The sequence below is a fragment of the Azonexus caeni genome, assembly GCF_048146105.1.
Lineage (GTDB): Bacteria > Pseudomonadota > Gammaproteobacteria > Burkholderiales > Rhodocyclaceae > Azonexus > Azonexus aromaticus_B.
Genome location: NZ_JBKJAD010000007.1, coordinates 66,771 through 86,343, shown reverse-complemented (window position 1 = coordinate 86,343; position 19,573 = coordinate 66,771). Strand labels below are relative to the sequence as shown.

General features: G+C 67.7%; 17 protein-coding genes. 5 read left to right on the top strand and 12 right to left on the bottom strand.

All coding sequences use genetic code 11. The features are described from left to right. Position 1 precedes the first annotated feature (1 nt). From ACLIIZ_RS09610 to hemN, 3 genes are all read right to left on the bottom strand, one after another. Positions 2-2,194 carry a heavy metal translocating P-type ATPase gene (locus ACLIIZ_RS09610; RefSeq protein ID WP_416691879.1) on the bottom strand — a complete coding sequence of 731 codons (2,193 nt, stop codon included), beginning with the start codon at positions 2,192-2,194 and terminating at the stop codon, positions 2-4. A 1-nt stretch (position 2,195) separates the two neighbouring features. After that, the gene (locus ACLIIZ_RS09605) at positions 2,196-2,867 is read right to left on the bottom strand and encodes a sulfite exporter TauE/SafE family protein (RefSeq protein ID WP_416691878.1); all 672 of its coding nucleotides are present in this window, start codon (positions 2,865-2,867) and stop codon (positions 2,196-2,198) included. Positions 2,868-2,931: 64 nt separating this feature from the next. Continuing rightward, the gene (hemN, locus tag ACLIIZ_RS09600) at positions 2,932-4,335 is read right to left on the bottom strand and encodes an oxygen-independent coproporphyrinogen III oxidase (RefSeq protein ID WP_416691877.1); all 1,404 of its coding nucleotides are present in this window, start codon (positions 4,333-4,335) and stop codon (positions 2,932-2,934) included. An 85-nt stretch (positions 4,336-4,420) separates the two neighbouring features. Here hemN and fnr point away from each other — a divergent pair, with 85 nt between their 5' ends. Continuing rightward, the gene (fnr, locus tag ACLIIZ_RS09595; protein WP_416691876.1) at positions 4,421-5,164 is read left to right on the top strand and encodes a fumarate/nitrate reduction transcriptional regulator Fnr; all 744 of its coding nucleotides are present in this window, start codon (positions 4,421-4,423) and stop codon (positions 5,162-5,164) included. Positions 5,165-5,166: 2 nt separating this feature from the next. On the opposite strand, the gene ACLIIZ_RS09590 is transcribed toward fnr, so the two are convergent. After that, the gene (locus ACLIIZ_RS09590; protein ID WP_416691875.1) at positions 5,167-6,114 is read right to left on the bottom strand and encodes a LysR family transcriptional regulator; all 948 of its coding nucleotides are present in this window, start codon (positions 6,112-6,114) and stop codon (positions 5,167-5,169) included. A 138-nt stretch (positions 6,115-6,252) separates the two neighbouring features. On the opposite strand from ACLIIZ_RS09590, the gene rnk reads away from it, so the two are divergent. Both rnk and gdhA read left to right on the top strand, forming a co-directional pair. Then, positions 6,253-6,627: a nucleoside diphosphate kinase regulator gene (gene rnk, locus ACLIIZ_RS09585; protein ID WP_416691874.1), complete on the top strand. Its 375-nt coding sequence runs from the start codon at positions 6,253-6,255 to the stop codon at positions 6,625-6,627. A 27-nt stretch (positions 6,628-6,654) separates the two neighbouring features. Continuing rightward, a complete protein-coding gene (gene gdhA / locus ACLIIZ_RS09580) occupies positions 6,655-7,998 on the top strand; it encodes an NADP-specific glutamate dehydrogenase (protein WP_416691873.1) in 1,344 nt (447 codons plus the stop codon). Positions 7,999-8,005: 7 nt separating this feature from the next. Here gdhA and ACLIIZ_RS09575 read toward each other — a convergent pair whose 3' ends face one another. From ACLIIZ_RS09575 to ACLIIZ_RS09545, 7 genes are all read right to left on the bottom strand, one after another. Further along, positions 8,006-10,093 (bottom strand): TonB-dependent receptor family protein, encoded by a 2,088-nt coding sequence (locus ACLIIZ_RS09575; RefSeq protein WP_416691872.1) that lies wholly within the window; start codon positions 10,091-10,093, stop codon positions 8,006-8,008. A gap of 132 nt (positions 10,094-10,225) precedes the next feature. After that, complete coding sequence (locus tag ACLIIZ_RS09570; protein ID WP_416691871.1) at positions 10,226-10,873, bottom strand: response regulator; 648 nt, start codon at positions 10,871-10,873, stop codon at positions 10,226-10,228. Then, a complete protein-coding gene (locus tag ACLIIZ_RS09565; RefSeq protein ID WP_416691870.1) occupies positions 10,870-12,204 on the bottom strand; it encodes a HAMP domain-containing sensor histidine kinase in 1,335 nt (444 codons plus the stop codon). The genes ACLIIZ_RS09570 and ACLIIZ_RS09565 overlap by 4 nt, the downstream gene beginning before the upstream one ends. Positions 12,205-12,209: 5 nt before the next feature. Then, positions 12,210-14,522, bottom strand: a complete 2,313-nt coding sequence (locus tag ACLIIZ_RS09560; protein ID WP_416691869.1) for a TonB-dependent receptor — start codon at positions 14,520-14,522, stop codon at positions 12,210-12,212. Positions 14,523-14,532: 10 nt separating this feature from the next. Beyond that, positions 14,533-15,264: a TonB family protein gene (locus tag ACLIIZ_RS09555; RefSeq protein ID WP_416691868.1), complete on the bottom strand. Its 732-nt coding sequence runs from the start codon at positions 15,262-15,264 to the stop codon at positions 14,533-14,535. Beyond that, a complete protein-coding gene (locus ACLIIZ_RS09550; protein ID WP_416691867.1) occupies positions 15,251-16,189 on the bottom strand; it encodes a quinoprotein relay system zinc metallohydrolase 1 in 939 nt (312 codons plus the stop codon). The genes ACLIIZ_RS09555 and ACLIIZ_RS09550 overlap by 14 nt, the downstream gene beginning before the upstream one ends. Further along, positions 16,186-16,953, bottom strand: a complete 768-nt coding sequence (locus ACLIIZ_RS09545) for a quinoprotein dehydrogenase-associated SoxYZ-like carrier (RefSeq protein ID WP_416691866.1) — start codon at positions 16,951-16,953, stop codon at positions 16,186-16,188. The genes ACLIIZ_RS09550 and ACLIIZ_RS09545 overlap by 4 nt, the downstream gene beginning before the upstream one ends. 258 nt (positions 16,954-17,211) lie before the next feature. Here ACLIIZ_RS09545 and ACLIIZ_RS09540 point away from each other — a divergent pair, with 258 nt between their 5' ends. Further along, entirely contained in the window at positions 17,212-18,243 is a 1,032-nt protein-coding gene (locus ACLIIZ_RS09540; protein WP_416691865.1) for a porin, read from the top strand. A 117-nt stretch (positions 18,244-18,360) separates the two neighbouring features. Beyond that, the gene (locus ACLIIZ_RS09535) at positions 18,361-18,765 is read left to right on the top strand and encodes an acyl-CoA thioesterase (RefSeq protein WP_416691864.1); all 405 of its coding nucleotides are present in this window, start codon (positions 18,361-18,363) and stop codon (positions 18,763-18,765) included. A gap of 64 nt (positions 18,766-18,829) precedes the next feature. On the opposite strand, the gene ACLIIZ_RS09530 is transcribed toward ACLIIZ_RS09535, so the two are convergent. Next, positions 18,830-19,561, bottom strand: coding sequence for a class I SAM-dependent methyltransferase (locus tag ACLIIZ_RS09530; RefSeq protein ID WP_416691863.1), 732 nt, complete (start codon positions 19,559-19,561; stop codon positions 18,830-18,832). Positions 19,562-19,573: the final 12 nt, after the last annotated feature.

Here is a 19,573-nt window from a genome sequence, read left to right as displayed (position 1 = left end):
GTCAACGCCGCCGACCGGCTTCCGGTCGCCAGCGCCGCAGCAGCAGCGAATTGGAAACCACCGACACCGAACTCATCGCCATCGCCGCCCCCGCCACCACCGGGCTGAGGAAGCCGAAAGCCGCCAGCGGGATGCCTAGAACGTTGTAGATGAAGGCAAAGAACAGGTTCTGCCGGATCTTGCCCAGCGTTGCCGCGGAAAGTGCGATGGCGTCGGCGACGCCAAGCAGGTCGTTGCGGATCAGCGTCAGGTCGGCCGCCTCGATCGCCGCGTCAGAGCCTGCGCCGATCGCGAAACTGACGTCGGCCGCGGCCAGCGCCGGGGCATCGTTGATGCCGTCGCCGACCATCGCCACCAGCCCGCCGTCCGCCTTCAGCGCGTTCACCGCGGCCGCCTTGTCGCCCGGCAGGATGCCGGCGCGGAATTCGTCGATCCCGGCCTGGGCGGCGATCGCCGCCGCCGTCGCCGGATTGTCGCCGGTCAGCATGACCACCCGGATGCCGCGCTGGCGCAGGCGGGCCACCGCCTCGCGCGAGGTCGGGCGCAGCGCATCGGCGATGGCGATCAAGGCCAGGAGATGCGTGACTTTTTCATCGCCGTCGATCTCGGCCAGTGCGATCACCGTCTTGCCGGCGCCCTGCAGCGCCGCGACCGCGCCGTCGCCGGCCAGTCCGAGCCAGTCGGGCGCCCCGAGACGCAGACGGCGGCCGCCGATCTCGCCGCCGACGCCGTGCCCGGCCGTCGCCGCAAAACCGCTCACCGCCGGCAGTTCGAGACCGTCGGCGGCGGCGATCACCGCCCGCGCCAACGGGTGTTCCGAGTGATGTTCGAGCGCCGCCGCCAGTTGCAAGGCTTCCTCGCGGCCGATGCCGAAAGGCAGCAGGTCGGTCACCTGCGGCTGGCCGGCGGTCAGCGTCCCGGTCTTGTCGAGCGCCAGCACGGCGATCTTCTCGGCCCGTTCGAGCGCCTCGGCATTGCGCACCAGAATGCCGGCCCGCGCCCCCTGCCCGGTGCCGACCATGATCGCCGTCGGCGTCGCCAGGCCGAGCGCGCACGGACAGGCGATGACCAGGACGGCGACGGCATTGACCAGCGCCGTCGCGAAATCGCCCCCCTGCCACCACCAGCCGATGAAGGTGACCAGCGCGATGCTGCACACCACCGGCACGAAGATCCCGGAAATTCGGTCGGCCAGGCGCTGTACCGGCGCCTTCGAGCCCTGCGCCTCGCCGACCAGGCGGATGATGCCGGCGAGCAGCGTCTGCTCGCCGACGCCGGTGGCGCGGCAACGCAGACTGCCGCTACCGTTGGCGGTGGCCGCGAAAACCTTGTCGCCGCTGCGCTTGCCGACCGGCATGCTCTCGCCGGTCAGCATCGCTTCATCGACGCTCGACTCGCCGTCGATCACCTCGCCGTCGACCGGTACGCTCTCGCCCGGGCGGACCAGGAAGACATCGCCCGGCATCAGCGCGTCGACCGGCAGTTCGATCCACTGGCCGTCGCGTTCGACACGCGCCGTCTTCGGGCGCAGGCGGATCAGCGACTCGATCGCCTCCGAGGTGCGCGCCTTGGCCCGCGCCTCGAGCAGCTTGCCGAGCAGGACCAGGGTGATCACCGCCGCCCCGCCCTCGAAATAAACATGCTGCTCGCTCAGGCCGAGGAAAGTCACGACGGTCGAGAAACCCCAGGCCATGCTGGTGCCGAGCGCGACCAGCACGTCCATGTTGGCCCCGCCGCCGCGCAGCGCCTTCCAGGCGCCATCGTAGAAACGCCAGCCGATCCAGAACTGCACCGGCGTCGCCAGCGCGAACTGCAGCCAGCGCGGCAGTTCGTTGTGCATGCCGTGCTCGCCGAACATGAACAGCATCTGGCCGACCAGCGGCAGACTGAGCGCGACAGCGATCCAGAAGCGCCGACTCTCACGCTGGTAAGTGCGCAGTTTCTCGGCCTTTTCCCGCTCGCGCGTCCCGGCATCGACCACGGCAGCACTGAAGCCGGCCTTGGCCACCGCGGCGATCACCGCCTCGGCACCGACCCCGCTCAGGCGCACGCGCGCACGCTCGGCGGCGAGATTGACGTTGGCCTGCATCCCGGGTTGCCGGTTGAGCACCTTTTCCAGGCGCGTCGAACAGGCGGCGCAGGTCATGCCGCCAATCGCGAATTCGACGACCTGCTCGGCGGATTGCTTTTCCATCTCAGCTCGCTTCCAGCAGATAGGGCAAACTCAGCAGGCCATAGACGCCGAAACCGAGCACCAGCAGCCCGGAAGTCCAGCGCACCATCGGCCGCCGCACGAATTCATTGAGCCGCGCCAGCAAGATGCCGGCGAGCAGCAGATTGGGCAGGGTGCCGGCACCGAAGGCCAGCATCAGCAGCGCGCCGCGCTGCGCCGAACCGGCCGCCAAGGCACTGGCCAACGCGCTATAGACCAGGCCGCAGGGCAACCAACCCCACAGCATACCGAGCGGAAACGCCTGGCCAACCCGCGTCGCCGGCAGGAAACGCCGGGTCAGCGGCTGCAGCCGCCGCCACAGCGACTGGCCGAGCCGTTCGGTGAAGGCCAGCGCCCGGGTGACGCCGATCAGGTAGAGGCCGAGCGCGACCAGCATCAGGTTGGCGAAGAGGAAGAGGATCAGCCGCGCCGGCACCTGTCCTTCGAGTCCCAGTCCGGCGGCACCGAGCGCCCCGGCAATTGCCCCGGCAATGGCATAGGAGAGGATGCGACCGCCGTTGTAGGCAAGATGCATCGACCAGCGGGCCGGACTACCCATCGCCAGTGCGCCGACGATGCCGCCGCACATGCCGACGCAGTGCGCACCACCGAGCAGACCAACGAGAAACAGCGCCAGGAAGCCGGAATCAGGCATGGGGCAAGGCTTGCGACAGGAAAGCCCGCAGTGTAACCCGCCCCGGGCCTTCCTGACACGCCGCTCAGATCACCTTGGAGTAACGCGTCCGCTGCCGGTCGGCGCGCAGGTAGCGGTCGAAGGCCATGGCGATGACACGGACCAGCATGCGCCCCGGCGGCAGCACGGTGATCCAGTCGCGTTCGATCTTGAGCAGACCGCCGCGTTCCATCTCGCGCAGATCCTCGATCTCGGCCGCGAAATACTTGTGGAAGTCGATCAGGTGCGAACTCTCGATGCTTTCGATCGACAGCTCGAAATGGCACATCAGCGCCTGGATGATCGAACGCCGCAGGATGTCGTCGGCGGTCAGCTCGATGCCGCGCACCACCGGCAGCATCGGCGCGTCGAGCCGGTCGTAGTACTCGTCGAGCGTCTTGACGTTCTGGTAGTAGGTCGGACCGACCTTGCTGATCGACGAGATGCCGAAGGACAGCATGTCGCAGTCGGCGTAGGTCGAATAACCCTGGAAGTTGCGGTGCAGGCGCCCCTGGCGCTGCGCCACCGCCAGCTCGTCGTCGGGCTTGGCGAAATGGTCCATGCCGATGAAGACGTAACCGGCATCGGTCAGCTTCTTGATCGCCAGCGCCAGGATCTGCAGCTTGGTGTCGGCATTCGGCAGGTCGGCGTCGGCAATCCGCCGCTGCGGCTTGAACAGCCCCGGCAGGTGCGCGTAGTTGTAGATCGACAGGCGGTCCGGGTCCATCGCCAGGACGCGTTCCAGCGTCCGGTTGAAACCCATCACGCTCTGGAAGGGCAGACCGTAGATGAGGTCGATCGACACCGATTTGAAACCGTTGGCGCGTGCCGCGCTGATCACATTGGCCGTTTCTTCCTCGGTCTGCACGCGGTTGACCGCAACCTGCACGCGCTCGTCGAAATCCTGGACGCCGACGCTCATCCGGTTGAAACCCAGTTCGCCGAGCAGCGCCACGGTGGCCGTATCGACCTTGCGCGGGTCGACTTCGATCGAATACTCGCCGCCGTCGAGCAGCTTGAAGTGCCGTCGGGTTTCCGCCATCAACTGGCGCATTTCGTCGTGCGACAGGAAAGTCGGCGTGCCGCCGCCCCAGTGCAGCTGGATCACCTCATGCTCGCCTTCGCTGCCTTCCAGCGCGGCGCTCTGCAGCGCCAGCTCCTTGCCCAGGTATTTCAGGTACTTGGCGCTGCGCCCGTGATCCTTGGTGATGATCTTGTTGCAGGCGCAGTAATAACAGATGGTGTTGCAGAAAGGGATGTGGAAGTATAATGAGAGCGGTCGGCTGATCCCGCCGATGTTGCGCTTGCTGAGCCAGAGAGCGGCAGCCTCGGCGTCGAAAGCCTCGACGAAGCGGTCGGCAGTGGGATACGAGGTGTAGCGGGGGCCGTTTACGTCGAAACGGCGAATGATCTGTGGGTCGAAGACGAGGTTTTCAGTTGCGAAATTCATTGAACATGGCGCCAAGTTTTGGCCCGATTATGTGGGGATGGATCGCATTTCCGGTTGACATGGATCAAGCCAACGCAGGTTGCCAATGCCCAGCCCAATCCCGCTGAATCAGGAGATTTCGCTGACCGTCATCAAGACGGCTTGTTCCAACTGCAACCTGCGGGAACTCTGCCTTCCCTTCGGTCTCAGTCTCGATGAACTGGAGCGTCTCGACGACCTGATTTCGACCCGCCGCCGGATCAAGCGCGGCGATCACCTGTACCGCGCCGGCGAGTCCTTCGACTCGATCTACGCGATCCGCAGCGGCTTCTTCAAGACCGACGTCCTGCTCGAGGACGGCCGCGACCAGGTCACCGGCTTCCAGATGGCCGGCGAACTGCTCGGCCTCGACGGCATCAGCACCGAACACCACACCTGCAACGCCATCGCGCTGGAAGACAGCGAGATCTGCGCGATCCCGTTCAACCGCCTGGAAAGCCTGTCGCGCGAGATCCACAACCTTCAGCATCACTTCCACAAGGTGATGAGCCGCGAAATCGTCCGCGACCACGGCGTCATGATGCTGCTCGGCACGATGCGCGCCGAAGAGCGGCTGGCCGCCTTCCTGCTCAACCTGTCGCAGCGCTTCACGGCGCGCGGCTTCTCGCACGCCGAGTTCTACCTGCGCATGACGCGCGAGGAAATCGGCAGCTACCTCGGCCTTAAGCTGGAAACCGTGTCGCGCGCCTTCTCCAAATTCCAGGAAGAAGGCTACATCGCGGTCCAGCAGAAGCACATCCGCATCCTCAACGTCAGCGGCCTGAAGGCGCTGATGAACCACCGCTGCTGAGCCTAACGGCTCAGCCCGAGCCAGCGGCGCGCACTGCCCGGCGATGCCGGGCGATCCCATTCCGGCTCGTCGCCGAAGCGCTGCTGCAGGAAATCGATGAAGGCGCGCACCTTCAGCGGCAGGTGCCGGTTCGGCAGATGCACCGCGTAAATGAAGCGCTCGACTGGCACGTAGCCGGGTAGCACCTCGACCAGACGCCCGGCCTGCAGCTCGCTGCCGACGATGAAGGTCGGCAGCAAGGCCAACCCCAGCCCGCCCAGCACCGCCTGCGATAGCGCCTCGTCGTCGTTGATGCGCAGCTTGCCCGCCACCGGCACCGAGATGTCGCCGGCCGGACCGCGCAGATGCCAGAAGCCCTGCGTCGTCAGGTAGGTGTAGTCGAGACAGTTGTGCCCGGCCAGGTCCTCCGGCTTTTCCGGTACCCCCCAGCGCGCCAGGTAGGCCGGGCTGCCGCAGATCTTGCGACGGATCGGCGCCAGCCGCCGGGCGACCAGATTGTCGCCGGGCACCGGGGCGATGCGCAGCGCCAGGTCGTAGCCCTCGTCCACCAGATTGACCAGGCGGTCGCTGATCGTCATGTCCACCGACAGCTCCGGGTACTGCAGCATGAAATCGGCCAGCGCCGGTGCCACGTGCAGCGTGCTGAAGGCGACCGGCGCGCTGAAGCGCAGCTTGCCGCGCGGCTCGCGGTGCAGGCTGCCGATCGTGTTCTCGGCCTGCGCCATTTCGTCGACGATGCGGTCGCAATGCTCGAAGTAAGCCTCGCCGACCTCGGTCAGGCTGAGCCGGCGCGTACTGCGTTGCAGCAGGCGAACGCCGAGCGCCGCCTCGAGCCGCGCCACCGACTTGCTGACGCGCGACTTGGAAATCCCCAGGCGCGACGCCGCCCCGGAAAAACTGCGCGCCTTGACCACCTGGGCGAACAGCAGCATGTCGTTGATGTCGTGCACACGCGCTCCAATTGTTATTAAAAAGGAAACAGTCTTGTGCAAAGTCGCCGGCTTATCAAGCCCCGGACTTCCTTTTACCATCCGCAATCCCGCGACACAAAAAACCGATCAACAAAAATCACCAGAAAATTCATATAAATGCAGCAGAACAACCTGATCATCAGGGAGAGCGACTTCGTTCGCCTGATGGCAATCCAGCCGCCCGACGATCTGCGCGACGAGCTTGAGCGCGCCATTGTTATCCCCGACGAATCAATACCAGCCGACATCGTCACGATGGGGTCGCGCGTCCGCTATACCGAACAGGAGACCGGCAACAGCCGCCAGGTCGAGATCGTCTATCCCGACGAGGCCGACCCGGCGGCCAGCAAGGTCTCCGTTTTCGCCCCGGTCGGCGCCGCGCTGATCGGCCTCGGCGTCGGCCATGAAATCGACTGGGACTTCCCCGGCGGCAGCAGCCGCCGGCTGACCGTGGTCGAGGTCATCCAGCCGGCCTCGACCGCAGCACACTGATCAACAAGAACAAAGGGAGCCCGCCGCGTGCGCTACAAGTCATTCGCAGAATTCAATCAACATGTTGCCGCACGAAACCCCGGGCAACCCGAGTTTCACCAGGCGGTCGCCGAGGTCATCGAGAGCCTCTGGCCGTTCATCGAGGACCACCCCCGCTACGCCGAACACGGCCTGCTCGACCGCCTGGTCGAGCCGGAGCGGGTACTCACCTTCCGCGTCTCCTGGGTGGACGATCACGGCGAGGTGCGCGTCAATCGCGGCTACCGCATCCAGCATTCGTCGGCGATCGGCCCCTACAAGGGCGGCATCCGCTTCCACCCCTCGGTCAACCTGTCGATCCTCAAGTTCCTCGCCTTCGAGCAGACTTTCAAGAATGCGTTGACGACGCTGCCGATGGGTGGCGGCAAGGGCGGCTCCGATTTCGACCCGAAGGGCCGCAGCCCGAGTGAGGTGATGCGCTTCTGCCAGGCCTTCGTCAGCGAACTGTTCCGCCACATCGGCAGCGACACCGACGTGCCGGCCGGCGACATCGGCGTCGGCGGCCGTGAGGTCGGCTTCATGGCGGGCATGATGAAGAAGCTCTCGAACCGCGCCGACTGCGTGTTCACCGGCAAGGGCCTGAGCTTCGGCGGTTCGCTGATCCGCCCGGAAGCGACCGGTTACGGCACCGTCTATTTCGCCGAGGAAATGCTCAAGCAGCGCGGCCGCAGTTTCGACGGGCTGCGCGTCAGCGTTTCCGGCGCCGGCAACGTCGCCCAGTATGCGGTCGAGAAGGCGATGGCGCTCGGCGCCCGCGTCGTTACCGTCTCCGATTCGAGCGGCACGGTGGTCGACGAGGACGGCTTCAGCGCCGAAAAACTCGCCGAACTGATGGAGGTGAAGAACCATCTGTACGGCCGGGTCAGCGACTACGCTGCGCGCGTCGGCGCCAGTTTCCTGCCTGGCGAGAAGCCGTGGCGGGTGCCGGTCGACGTCGCCCTGCCCTGCGCGACGCAGAACGAACTCGACGCCGACGACGCCCGTACCCTGCTCGCCAACGGCGCGATCTGCGTCGCCGAAGGCGCCAACATGCCGTCGACGGCAGCAGCGGTGAAGCTGTTCGAAGCGAGCGACGTGCTTTACGCCCCGGGCAAGGCGAGCAACGCCGGCGGCGTTGCCACCTCGGGCCTGGAAATGAGCCAGAACGCGATGCGCCTCTCCTGGCCGCGCGAGGAAGTCGACACCCGGCTGCACCAGATCATGGTCGACATCCACGACACCTGCCTGCGCTACGGCCGCAATGCCGAAGGCAAGATCAGCTACGTCGATGGCGCCAACGTCGCCGGCTTCGTCAAGGTCGCCGACGCGATGCTCGCCCAGGGCGTCGTCTGAACCGCGCTCAGAACTGGTGCTTCAGGCTCACCCCGGCCAGCCAGGCGCGGCCGGGGGCCGGTTCGTAGTAGCGGCCGTTGCCGTCGCCGACCACCACCGAACCGATGTACTCGCGGTCGAACAGGTTGTCGATGCGCAGGAAGCTGCCGACCGAGAAGGCGCCGTAGTTGCGCTCGACGGCGAAGCGCAGGTTGGCAATCGCATAGCCGGGCGCCGAGCGCGCCGCGTTCCGGTCGTCGACATAGACCCGGCTGCGCGCCACGCCTTCGATCGCCGCCTGGAAACCGCTCGCCGCGTGTTTCCAGGCCAGTTCGCCGAACAGTTGCGAGGACGGCACGCCGGGCAGCCGGTTGCCGGCATCGACGACGCCGCTGCTACCGGTATAGGCCTTGTCGAACTCGGCGCGCAGGCCGGTATAGGCGAGCCGGCCGGAGAAGCCGCCGGCCCAGCGGGCGTCGAGAGAAGCCTCGACGCCGCGGCGCAGCGTCCGGCTGGCGTTGATGTAGCTGGTACGGCCGCCAGAGGAAGCGGCAACGACCAGTTCGTCCTTGGTGCGCACTTCGAACAGCGCGACGTCGAGCCGCGCGTTGTCGCCGAGCATGGCCTTGATGCCGGCTTCGAGGTGGGTGCTGGTGGCCGGCTTGAGGTCGAAGCTGAAGGTCGCGCCCGGGCCGGAATAGAACAGCTCGTTCAGTGACGGCGTCTCGAAGCCGCGGGCGACGCTGGCGTAGAGATTGACCGCCGGGGTCAGCGCGTACATCGCAGCCAGCGTCGGCGTCGTCTTCCGGTAATCGACCGAACCGCTGTCGTCGCCGTTGACGCCGACGATGTAGTGGTCGCTGACCTTGAAGGCGACGCGGCTGTGGCGCAGGCCGCCGCTGAAGTTCCAGCGCTCGCCCTGCCACTGGCTCTGCACGTAGACGCCGCTCGCCGCGACGCGGTCGGTTTCGTCACGGCGCAAGGCGCCCTTGACGCCAAGCGTCGCGCCGACGAAATTCTCGAAGCCCTGGCGGTCGTCCACCGAGCGCTCGTAGTCGGCGCCGAACGTCGTCGTCAGGCCGCCGCCGGCCACCTTGCGGCGGGCGATCCAGCGCGCCGAAGCGCCGGCGAAGTTGCGTTCGAAATCGATGACGCCGCCGGAATGACGCGGGTTGGCCTGGACGAAAGAGGGAATCGACTGGTACTGGATCACCGAACGCTGCCCGGCGTAGGCCGCCAACTGCAGGCTGTCGTCGCCGAAGCGGTGCTCGTAGTTGAGGCCGCCCTGCTGCTGGCTGATCCGCTTGCGCGTGTCGTAGGCGAGCGCCGCCGGCACGACGCTGCTCGGCTTGCTGCGGGCGCTCGCCCAGTCGAGGCCGAGCGGATCGTCGGCCACCTGGCGGAAACTGCTGGCGACGAAAGTCAGCCGGCCGTCCGGGCTCGGCGAGACGCCCAGCTTGACCAGCGACTGATCGCGCCGGACTTCGCTGTGGTCGCGATAGCCGTCGGAAACGAAGCGCGAGGTATCGACCACGTAGGAGACGCCACCGACCTCGCCCTGACTCGACAGATCGCTCTTCCAGCTATTGTCGCTGCCGGCGCTGAAGCGCCCCTCGACGCTCGGCCGGCCTTTGCCGTCCGGCGTGAACAACTGGATGACGCCACCCGCCGCGTTGCCGTAGATCGCCGACAAGGGACCGCGCATGACCTCGATGCGCTCGGCGCGGTCGAGGTTGAAGGTCGCCGCCTGCCCCTGCCCGTCCGGCATCGACGCCGGGATGCCGTCGGCGACCAGACGGATGCCGCGCACCCCGAAGGCGGTACGGGCGCCGAAGCCGCGCGACGAAATCTGCAGGTCCTGGGCGTAGTTCTGGCGGTTCTGGACGACGATCCCCGGTACCCCGGCCAGCGCTTCCGACGCATTGACCCGGGCTTGCGTCGCCCCGACGCTCGCCACATCGACGACGTCGATCGCCGCCGGCAGATCGAAAGTATTCTGCTCGACGCGGCTGCCGGTGATGACCAGCGGGTCGAGCCGCACGGCGTCTTCGGCGGACGCCGGCACGGCGAAGGCGAGCGCCAGGCAGGCGGCGATGGGGGTTGGGCGGCAGTTCATCAGTCTCTCTCCTGGTTTATGGTTGGGCGGACCGTGGCGGCCCGTCTCCGGTTCATTATTCCCAGCCGCCGCCGGCCTGCCGTCCCGGAGTTCGCCAGCGCGGCCTCATGAAAATCATGATTCGCCCCCGTCTCAGGCTTCGATCAGCCCGTTGCGCACCGCCAGCAGCGTGATCTCCGCCGGGTTGCGCAGGTTCAGCTTCTGCTTGATGTGGTAGAGGTGGGTGCCGACCGTGCTCGGGCTGACGTGGAAGTCGCCGGCCACGTCGTTGACCGTCTGCCCGGCGGCGAGTTTGAGGAAGACCGCCAGTTCCTTCTCGGTCAGCGTTTCCAGCGGCTGCGCGGCGCCGGAGAGCTGGGCCAGCGCCACCTGCTGCGCCAGCTCGGGATCGAGGTAGCGGCGCCCGGCCGCCACCTGGGCGACGGCGCGCAGGAACTCGGCCGGCGCCGCCCGCTTGCACAGGTAGCCGTTGGCGCCCAGGCGTAGCGCGCGCACCGGCACGATCTCGTCGTGATGCGCCGAGAGCATCAGGATGCGCGCCGCCGCGTCGCGGGCGCGCAGGCGTTCGAGGGCGAGCAGGCCGCCGCCGCCCGGCATCGACACATCCATCACCAGCAGGTCGGGCGCCATTTCGGCGTGCAGGCGCAGCGCGCCTTCGCCGTCGGCCGCCTCGCCGACCACCAGCGCCCCGGCCCCTTCGAGCAAGAGCCGGAAACCGAGGCGGACCACCGAGTGATCGTCGGCGAGCACGACGCGGACGTTTTTCAGGGATGGGTTCATGCTTCCTCCAGGGAAAAAAGCGGCAGCGTCGCGACCAGGCCGAAGCCGCCGCCGGCCGGGGTGAAGAAATGCAGGCTGCCGCCGAGGCCGGCCACCCGCTCGCCCATGCCGGTCAGGCCGAGGCCGCAGCCGGCGGCGGCGGAGCGCCCGCCGGCGCCGCGCCCGTTGTCGAGCAGCGCGATACGCAGGACGCCGTCGCCGCCGCTGACGCTCAGCTCGACCTCGCTGGCGGCGGCGTGCCGGGCAACGTTGGTCAGCCCTTCCTGGACGATGCGCAGCGCCGCCGCGGCCAGCGCATCGTCCGGCTCGTGGCCGGCAAGCGCGACGCGCAGTTGCAGCGCCACCGTCTCGTGCTGGCGCCGCCAACTGGCGCAATAGTCGTTCAGCCGCGCCGCCAGCTCGCCGCCGGGCAGCGGCCGCAGACGGTGCAGGATGCGGCGGACGCCGTCCTGCAGTTCGCCGGTCACTGCCAGGATGTGCTGCGCCGGCGCCTGCAGCGCCGGCTGTTCCGCCGTGCGCTGGACGACGGCGCCGGCCAGCGCGCGCACGGCGGTGATGCCCTGCGCCATCTCGTCGTGCAGCTCGCGGGCGATCTGCCGCCGCTCCTCCTCAAGCCGGGCCTGCAGGCGTTGCGCCAGTTCACGCTCGGTTTCCAGGCGGACGTTGTCGTCGACCGCCGCCCGCAGGCGGTCGGCCATGCCGTTGAAGGCATTCGACAGGCTGGCCAGTTCGGGCACCGGGAAGACCGGCAGACGCAGGTCGAAGCGCCCGTAACCGATCCGCTGCAGCGCCCGCATCACCTCGTCCAGCGGCTGCAAGGCGCGGTCCAGCGCGCGGCGGACAACGACGAAGAGCAGCCCGAGCAGGCCGAGCGCCCAGCCGGCGACGGCGCACAGCTCGTCCCAGGCATCGATCACCGCGCGCGACGCGTCGGGCACCAGGACCAGGCGCAACTCGCCGACCGCCAGCACGCGCGGCGCGATCTGCGGCCGCAACAGTTCGGCGAACCAGTCCGGCGCCTGCCGCCCGGCCTTGTAGGTCGGCGGCGGCGAGCGGTAATGCAGGCGCCCGCCGGCATCGAGCAGTTGCAGTTCGTTGGCGCGGATGCGGCCGAGCGGCGCGAGCGCCGCCTGCAGCTCGACGGCGTTCGCCGGCAGGTGCTCGACGAGGGCCGCCAGCCACTGCCCGGAAACCCGGTTGGCGGCCTCGATTTCCTCGTGGATGCCCTGCCGTGCGCCGTGCAGCCAGAGGCCGACGAGGACCGCGCAGAGGCTGCCGGCCAAGCCGGTGAGGACCAGGCTGATGCGGGTGTGCAGGCGTAGCGGGCGCATCGCGCTCACACCCCGGCGAAGCGGTAGCGCACGCCGAGCCAGCCGGCGCGTGGCGCACCCGGCGCGACGAAGGTCTCGCGCCGCCAGTCGGCGCTATCGACCTGGAAGGCGCCGTTGGCGGCAAACGGGTTTTCGGCCAGCGCGGCGGCCGTCGCATAGCGTTTGTCGAAGACGTTGTCGACCCGCGCGAAGACCTCCCAGCCGCCGCCCAGGCGGGCCTCGGCGTTGAGGTTGAGGATGGCGTAGCCGGGCAAGCGGCCGCTGCCGCTGAAGACGCGGGTGTTGCCGAAGACGTCGGTAGCGCTGCCGGCGCGGTGCGCGTTGTTCTCGTTGCCGCGCGCGTACTGCCCGGAGAAGGCCTGCAGATCGCCGCCCAGGCGCAGCCAGTCGGCGGCCTGCCAGCTCAGGCCGAGCTTGAGGCTGTGCGCCGGCAGGCCGGGCAGGCGGTCGCCCTTCTGGACCAGGATTTCGTCGTCCTGGCCGTTCGCCGTGCAGGCGGCAGCAGTGCCGCGCGAGCTGTTGTTCTCGGCGAGCAGGCAGGCTGCCGAGCCGAAGGTGGCGTGCAGCCAGCTGTAGCTGGCGAACCAGTCGAGCTTGCCGTGCCGGCCGTCGATGCCGAGTTCGACGCCCTGGCGCCGGGTGCGGCCGAAGTTGGTGAAGTAACCGGCGCTGGTCGAGGTGCCGACGAACAGGATGTCGTCGTCGGCGACGGTGCGGAAGACGCCGGCATTCCAGCCGATGCCGCCGGCCAGCTTGCCGCGCAGCCCGGCTTCCAGGGTGCGGGCGACGACCTGCTTGAGATAGGGGTCGGCGGCCATCGCGTTGGGCAGCGTGCAGGGATTGGCCGGGTCGGCGCAGCCCAGCTCGATCGGCGTCGGCACCCGGTTGCCCTGGCTGAAGCCGGCGTAGGCGTTGAGCGCCGGCGCCACCTGCCAGGTCAGGCCGAGCGCCGGGTTGAGCTTGCGGTAGCGATGATCGCCGTCGAGGTTGGGGGCGACGCGGTTGAGCTGGTCGAAAGTGGTGACGTGGCTGGCGTTGTAACGCGCCGACGCGGTCAGGTGAAGGACCGGGCTGAGAGCGACGGTGTCGGTGACGAAAAGACTGACGGTCTCGGTGGTACCGCGGATCGCGTTCTCGACTTCCTCGTCTTCGAGGTCACCGACGCCGCGCGTCGGATCGATCACGCCAAGCTGCTGCGTCTGGCGGAAACGGATGCGGGCGCGGTCCCACGACGTGCCGACCGTCATCTGGTGGCGCTCGCCGTTCAGGTTCCACTGCAGCGCCAGCCCCTCGCCGCGCTGCCGGGTGCGGGTCCGGTTGTTGGCACCGGATTCTTCGTCGGAAACGCCATCGAAGGGACTGTCCTCGAACTCGTCGTTGGCGTCGCCGTTCAGCGTCCGCGTCGTGTTGCGCCGGTGGTAGACGTTGCCCGACAGGCTCTGCTCGCCGTTCAGCCAGAGGCGCCCGGCCAGGGCGAGATGGAGAAGATCGTTGCGCGTCTCGTCGGGGTGGGTGAACACCTGCGCCCGGTCGGCTTCGTACATCGACAGCGGCAGCAGGCCGTTGCCGGTCATTTTGGTGCGCGCGCGCAGCAGGCTGAAGTCGAGTTCGCCGGCGGCGCTGCGCCGGGACAGCTTGGCGAAGAAACGGCCGGCATCGGATTTGGAGAAATCGCGCCAGCCGTCCTCGGCGAAGCCGTCGCCGGCGACGTACCAGCCCAGGCTGTCGCGCTGGCCGCCGGAAGCGAAGGCCAGCGTGCGCCGGCCGAAGCTGCCGGCCATCGCCTCCAGCGTCGTTCCCGGATGGTCGAAACCGTTGCGCGTGCGCAGGGCGAGCGCGCCGCCCAGGGTGTTGAGGCCGAACAGCGGGTTGGAGCCGGGCGCCACTTCCATGCCGGCGAGCGCCGCCTGCGGCAGCAGGTCCCAATTCACGGTGTCGCCGAAGGGCTCGTTGACGCGCACGCCGTCGAGATAGACCGACAGCCCCTGGGCGGTGCCGAGCAGCGGCGAGGCGGTGAAGCCGCGGTAATTGACGTCCTGCTGGAAGGGGTTGCCCTGCACCTCGTTGATCGTCACGCCAGCCAGCTGGCGGCCCATCAGCCCCGGCAGGTTGAGCGCCGCCGATTGCGCCAGATCACGCTCGCCGACCACCTGCACGTTGGCCGGCACCTGCAGGCGCGGGATGCCGATGCCGGCGAGCGGCGAATTGCCGACCACCTCGACGGCCGGCAGTTCGACCACGGATTCGGCGGCAGCGGCCGGGGCGAAGGCGGCGGCGAGCGCCAGGGCAAGCGGTGAGAGCGTGAGACGGCGGGACATCGGGGCTTCCTCAGGTGGTTCTATCGAGTTTGTAATTGATCGGCACGACGACCTGGATTTCGCCGCCGTCGCCCGGCGGCGGCGGCAGGTCGCCGATGGAAGCGAGCAGCGCGCGGGCGTGCTGGTCGAGGACATCGAAGCCGCTCGAGCGCTCGACGTCGACGGCGACCAGGTTGCCGCGCCGGGCGACGCGCAGGCGCAGACGGACCTCGCCCTCCCAACCGCGCATCGCCGCCAGCCGCGGGTAGCTGCGCTGCTGCGCGAACAGTGCGCTCAGTTGCTGGCGGTAAGCGGCCAGCGCTGCCGCCGCCGGCGCCGACGCGGCGGCTGGCGGCACGCTGCCGGGCGTTGCCTCGGCCGCGGCGACGGCGGGGGCGGCAAGCGCCGGCCCCGGCGCCGTGTCGCTGCTGACGCCGGACACCGACACGGCGGCCGGGCGCGTTGCCGGCGACGCGTCGTTGGCCGGCCTGGCGCTCGCCGGCAGCCGCGGAACCGGGGGGTTCGCCGCGGCCGCCGGCAAGCGCCGGACCTGCGGGAGCGGCGTCGCCGGCGCGCTGGCCGGCGACGCCACGTTGTTCGACGGCGGCGCCAGGCGCAGCGTGGCGATGATCTGCGGTAGCGGCTGCGGCGAGGCCGGCCGGCTGCCCGCGATGAGCAGGAAAACGCCACCATGCAGCAGCGCCGAGAGCAGCATCAGCACCCCCAGCCGGCGCGTCGGCCGCGGCATTTCAGCGCGGCGCACCGAGCGCCTCCCGTTCGACGGCCGGGAACAGGTGGCCGACCGAGCGCCGGTATTCGCTTGCCGCCACCGGCAGGCCGGCGAACTCGGCGGGCAGCGGCTGGGCCATCGTCTCGTTCATGTCCAGCCCGCCTTCCGCCGAGCGGCGCAGCGCCATCTGCAACCAGTTCAGCCAGGCACGGGTCTGCCGTAGCGGCGCCGCGTCGCGCGCCACCGGGCCGTGCCCGGGGACGACGGCGCGGAAACCGGGCTCGCGGGTGATCGCCTCCAGCGTGTCGAGCGCCGCCAGCCAGCGGCTCACGTCGGCGTGCGGCGTGGTCGGCGCCCGGCCGAAGAAGCCGAGGTCGCCGGTGAACAACACGCCGCTCGCCTCGTCGTAGATCGCCAGGTCGGCGCCGGTGTGACCGTCGAGCGCCAGCAGGCGCAGGCGGCGCCCGGCGATCTCCTGACGGCCGCCGGCCAGCGCCTGTTTGGGCACGAGCACCTCGGTCCCCGCCATCCAGTCGCCGGTCAGGCGGTAGAGGTTCTCGGCAAAAGCATTGCCGTCGCTGGCGATGCCCTCGATGGTGGCGGGCAGCGCCGCCAGCGGCGTGTCTGCAAAAGCCTGGTTGCCAAGGAAATGGTCGGGGTGATGGTGGGTGTTGATGACCAGCGCCAGCGGCCGCCCATCCACCGCGGCAATCGCCCGCCGCATCTGCTCACCGTAGCGGCGCGACGGGCCGCTGTCGATGACGACGATGCCGCCGGGAGCGACGATGAAGCCGGTGTTGACGATATTGCCGCCGTTGGCCGGGGTGAAATCCTCGGTCTTGCCGACGAAGACATGGACGTCGTCGGCGACGCGCTCGGCGCTCAGGCGATAGTCGAAATCGGCGCCGGCGGCAGCCAGCGCGACGCCCAGGAAAGCCAGGGGCAGCCAGCGCTTCATGGTGCTATCCTCGCCTGGAAGGCATTGCCGTTGTTGTCGTGGCCGCGCACCTCGACCGGCCCGTCGGCGGTGCCGCGCTTGAGGGTGAACACCGGGTTCTCGCTGACCGGCTCGTGCAATTGCAGGCGCATCAGCGAACGGCCGGCGGCCAGCAGCTCGACCTGTTCGAGGTGGAAGGCGGGAATCCCGGCGACCAGCCCGGTGTCCATCGGATGCTCGATGCGCAGCCGGACCCGGCCGGCCTGCGCGCCGCTCTCCCACTGCCGGCCGCTGACCTGGTTGAGGCGCGCCTGCCAGTCCGGTGCCGCGGCCTTGGCCGAAGGCGCGGTGCAGCCGCCGCCGACCGTCGTCACCCAGGCGCCGCCGACATGCCAGACGCCGTCGGCGGTACGCGCCGCCGCCCGCACCGGCGACGACTGCTGCAGCTTGATGCGAAAGCCCAGCCAGGCCGGCGCCGCCTGCGGGTAGAAACGCAGCACCTCGACGATCGGGTTGAAGTCGGCGAACACCATCACCTCGCTGACCGGGCCGAGTTCGCTGGCGTCCACGGTGACCGGCACCTGCAGCGGGTTCTCGGCGACTGCCGGCGCCAGCACGCGGACCCGCGGGTCGAAGCGCAGCGTCGCCCGTTCCGGAAACAGGTAGCGCATGTCGCCCCAGCGCGCCGACCCCAGCGGGTCGACGTCTTCCTGCCCGGCCAAGGCGGGCCGGACAGTCAGCAGCGCCGCCAGGAAGATGGCGGCCAGGCCTGTCATTGGATTCATGTCTCACTCCACTCGCCCTGCGGGCTGTTATGGGGAGTGAGATTGCAAGTGGCGTGCCAATCCGCAAAAGCCCAGCCGGCCGGGACTGCCCGGCAATAGCACGGGCGAACTGTTCAAGCCTGGAGCAGTTGCTCCCATATGCAACACCTCACCGGCGGCGAGCGAAAGCACTTCGAAAGGCAGCTTGCGTTTAATCCACCAGGTCCGGCGGCGACTGGCTTGCTGCCGCGACATCCACAGCAAAAAAGGAGGAATACGATGCAACACACGAAGAAACTCGCCACACTGGCTGCCGCCTGTCTTTTCCCTATCCTTGCGCAAGCGCAATCGAACGTCACCATCTTCGGCCTGCTCGATGTCAATCTGGCGCAGGAGCGCGCCAACGGTCTGAAGCGCAACGCGATGGATACCAGCGAACTGAACGGTTCGCGCCTCGGCTTCAAGGGCAGCGAAGACATGGGCAATGGTCTGAAAGCCATTTTCATGCTCGAATCGGCGGTCGCCATCGATACCGGCACATCCACCGGATTTACCCGGCAATCCTATCTCGGCCTGGAAGGATCGTTCGGTCGCGTCACCTTCGGTCGCCAGTACTCGCCGGCCTTCGTCGCCATCGACCCGTACGAAGCCACCGGCAGCTCCGACCGCTCGGCCGGCATGCTGCATCGCAAGAGCGGCTCGGTCGCGCGCGGCTACCAGGTCCGTTTCGACAACATGATCAAGTACCGCTCGCCCGAAATGGCCGGTTTCTCGGTCGACGCCGGCTACTGGACCGGCGCCGAGAACGCCACCAACGACAGCGACCTGCGCCGCGCCGGCCGCGGCTACGGCCTGACCGGCATGTACAAGGGCGGCCCGCTGTCGGCCTCGGCCACGACCCAGCGCTACATTTCCAACAATACCGGCGGCACCGCCACCACGCACGGCCTGGGCGCCGCCTACGATTTCGGCGTGGTCAAACTCTACGCGCTGTACACCCAGGACCGCGAAGGCGGCACCCAGGGCAAGGGCAAGGCGCGCAGTTACAGCGTCGGCGCCGAGATTCCGGTGAGCAAGCCGGGCACCCTGGCGATTTCCTACGGCAAGCGCAAGGAAAGCGGCGAAGCCAACACCGAGGACGCCAGCGGCGCCTCGATCTACTACATGCACAACCTGTCCAAGCGGACCACGCTGTACACCGCCTACACGCGGATCAGCAACGACGGGATCGCCAACTACGGCTTCAACATCACGCCGAATGCCGGCGACAACGTCTCGGTGATCATGGCCGGCCTGCGTCACAAGTTCTGATCGCGCTCCGGGGCAACAACGGCAAGGTCCGCTACGACATGCTGCGGGCCTTGCTCAAGGCCTGGATTCCCGATCCCGGCAAACCCGTCCGCCGCACCACCACCCCAGGAATCCCCGATGAAAGAACCCGTACCCACCCCGCGCGGCGAACCCGCGATCCGCACCATCGCCATGCCCGGCGACGCCAACCCGGCCGGCGACATTTTCGGCGGCTGGCTGATGGCCCAGATGGACCTCGCCGCCGGCAACGTCGCCGCGCGCCGCGCGCGTGGCCGCTGCGCCACCGTCTCGGTCGACCGCATCACCTTCCTGCAGCCGGTCTATATCGGCGACGAAGTCAGCCTGCACGCCGAAATCACCCGCATCGGCCGAACCTCGATGTCGATCCAGGTCGAAGCCTGGCGGCGCTCACGCGACGGTGAGGAACAGGTCAAGGTCACCGACGCCACCTTCGTCTTCGTCGCCCTCGACCAGGGCGGCCGGCCGCGCGTCATCGCGCCGGCGGCGGGGGAAGCACATTGACGCTGTAAAAACCATGGCGCAGTTTTTCTCTGCGCTCTATTTACATTTCATACATCTGAAGCGCTCAATCACTGCCCTCTGCTTTCCGGGAGGACGGCAAACTCGACCGAACGGAGAACCAGGCATGAACAAAACCTGCCTGATAAAACTGAACCGGGGAATCGAAGCCGCCGCGCTTAATGATTGTTTTTACATCGTCGGGTGGAAGAATTGCCACATCTTTTTCCCACGCCGAATGTACTTTATCCATGGCATCAGCAGGAACGTTTGCGGCGTGCAGCATATTTACCCATGCTTTAAGCAGTGCTTTATATTCAATCGAACCCACCGTCGATGACAGATCGGCACTGACCAATATTCCATTGGGCTGCAACCTCTCCGAAATGCCACGAAAGAACTTCGATCGCTCCAGAGGGTCGAGTATGAACTGAGAAACCATGAAACAAGTCGCTGCATCATGAAGCTCAATGTCTGGAAGGGACTCCACGTAGCCTTCATAAAAATCACAGCGCGAAACAAATCCTTCTCTTCTAGCTCTTTGTCGGCATACATCAAGCATTGCACCAGATGGTTCAACAGCGGTAAATCTCCAGTTCGGGAATCTTCTGGCCAAATAGGAAAGCTCTGCGCCAGCGCCTAATCCGACACAAAGTATGCGGGCAGCTTGTGGCAATTCTGAAAATATCCATTCAAGTTGAAAGTAGAGACCTTCGTGAATTGGCGCGAGTTTCTTTTGCTGTTCCTCATAGCCAGAAGCCTGTTTATCAAAAACGGCCTTGAGTTCTTCCTGATTCATCTGGCAGCTCCC

Bases quoted from the DNA above. Each gene is read 5' to 3' on its own strand.
- ACLIIZ_RS09570 (WP_416691871.1), bottom strand. From the start codon at position 10,873: ATGAACCCATCCCTGAAAAACGTCCGCGTCGTGCTCGCCGACGATCAC.
- ACLIIZ_RS09540 (WP_416691865.1), top strand. From the start codon at position 17,212: ATGCAACACACGAAGAAACTCGCCACACTGGCTGCCGCCTGTCTTTTC.
- hemN (WP_416691877.1), bottom strand. From the start codon at position 4,335: ATGAATTTCGCAACTGAAAACCTCGTCTTCGACCCACAGATCATTCGC.
- ACLIIZ_RS09575 (WP_416691872.1), bottom strand. From the start codon at position 10,093: ATGAACTGCCGCCCAACCCCCATCGCCGCCTGCCTGGCGCTCGCCTTC.
- ACLIIZ_RS09535 (WP_416691864.1), top strand. From the start codon at position 18,361: ATGAAAGAACCCGTACCCACCCCGCGCGGCGAACCCGCGATCCGCACC.
- ACLIIZ_RS09610 (WP_416691879.1), bottom strand. From the start codon at position 2,194: ATGGAAAAGCAATCCGCCGAGCAGGTCGTCGAATTCGCGATTGGCGGC.
- fnr (WP_416691876.1), top strand. From the start codon at position 4,421: ATGCCCAGCCCAATCCCGCTGAATCAGGAGATTTCGCTGACCGTCATC.
- ACLIIZ_RS09605 (WP_416691878.1), bottom strand. From the start codon at position 2,867: ATGCCTGATTCCGGCTTCCTGGCGCTGTTTCTCGTTGGTCTGCTCGGT.
- ACLIIZ_RS09560 (WP_416691869.1), bottom strand. From the start codon at position 14,522: ATGTCCCGCCGTCTCACGCTCTCACCGCTTGCCCTGGCGCTCGCCGCC.
- rnk (WP_416691874.1), top strand. From the start codon at position 6,253: ATGCAGCAGAACAACCTGATCATCAGGGAGAGCGACTTCGTTCGCCTG.
- ACLIIZ_RS09550 (WP_416691867.1), bottom strand. From the start codon at position 16,189: ATGAAGCGCTGGCTGCCCCTGGCTTTCCTGGGCGTCGCGCTGGCTGCC.
- ACLIIZ_RS09565 (WP_416691870.1), bottom strand. From the start codon at position 12,204: ATGCGCCCGCTACGCCTGCACACCCGCATCAGCCTGGTCCTCACCGGC.
- ACLIIZ_RS09545 (WP_416691866.1), bottom strand. From the start codon at position 16,953: ATGAATCCAATGACAGGCCTGGCCGCCATCTTCCTGGCGGCGCTGCTG.
- ACLIIZ_RS09530 (WP_416691863.1), bottom strand. From the start codon at position 19,561: ATGAATCAGGAAGAACTCAAGGCCGTTTTTGATAAACAGGCTTCTGGC.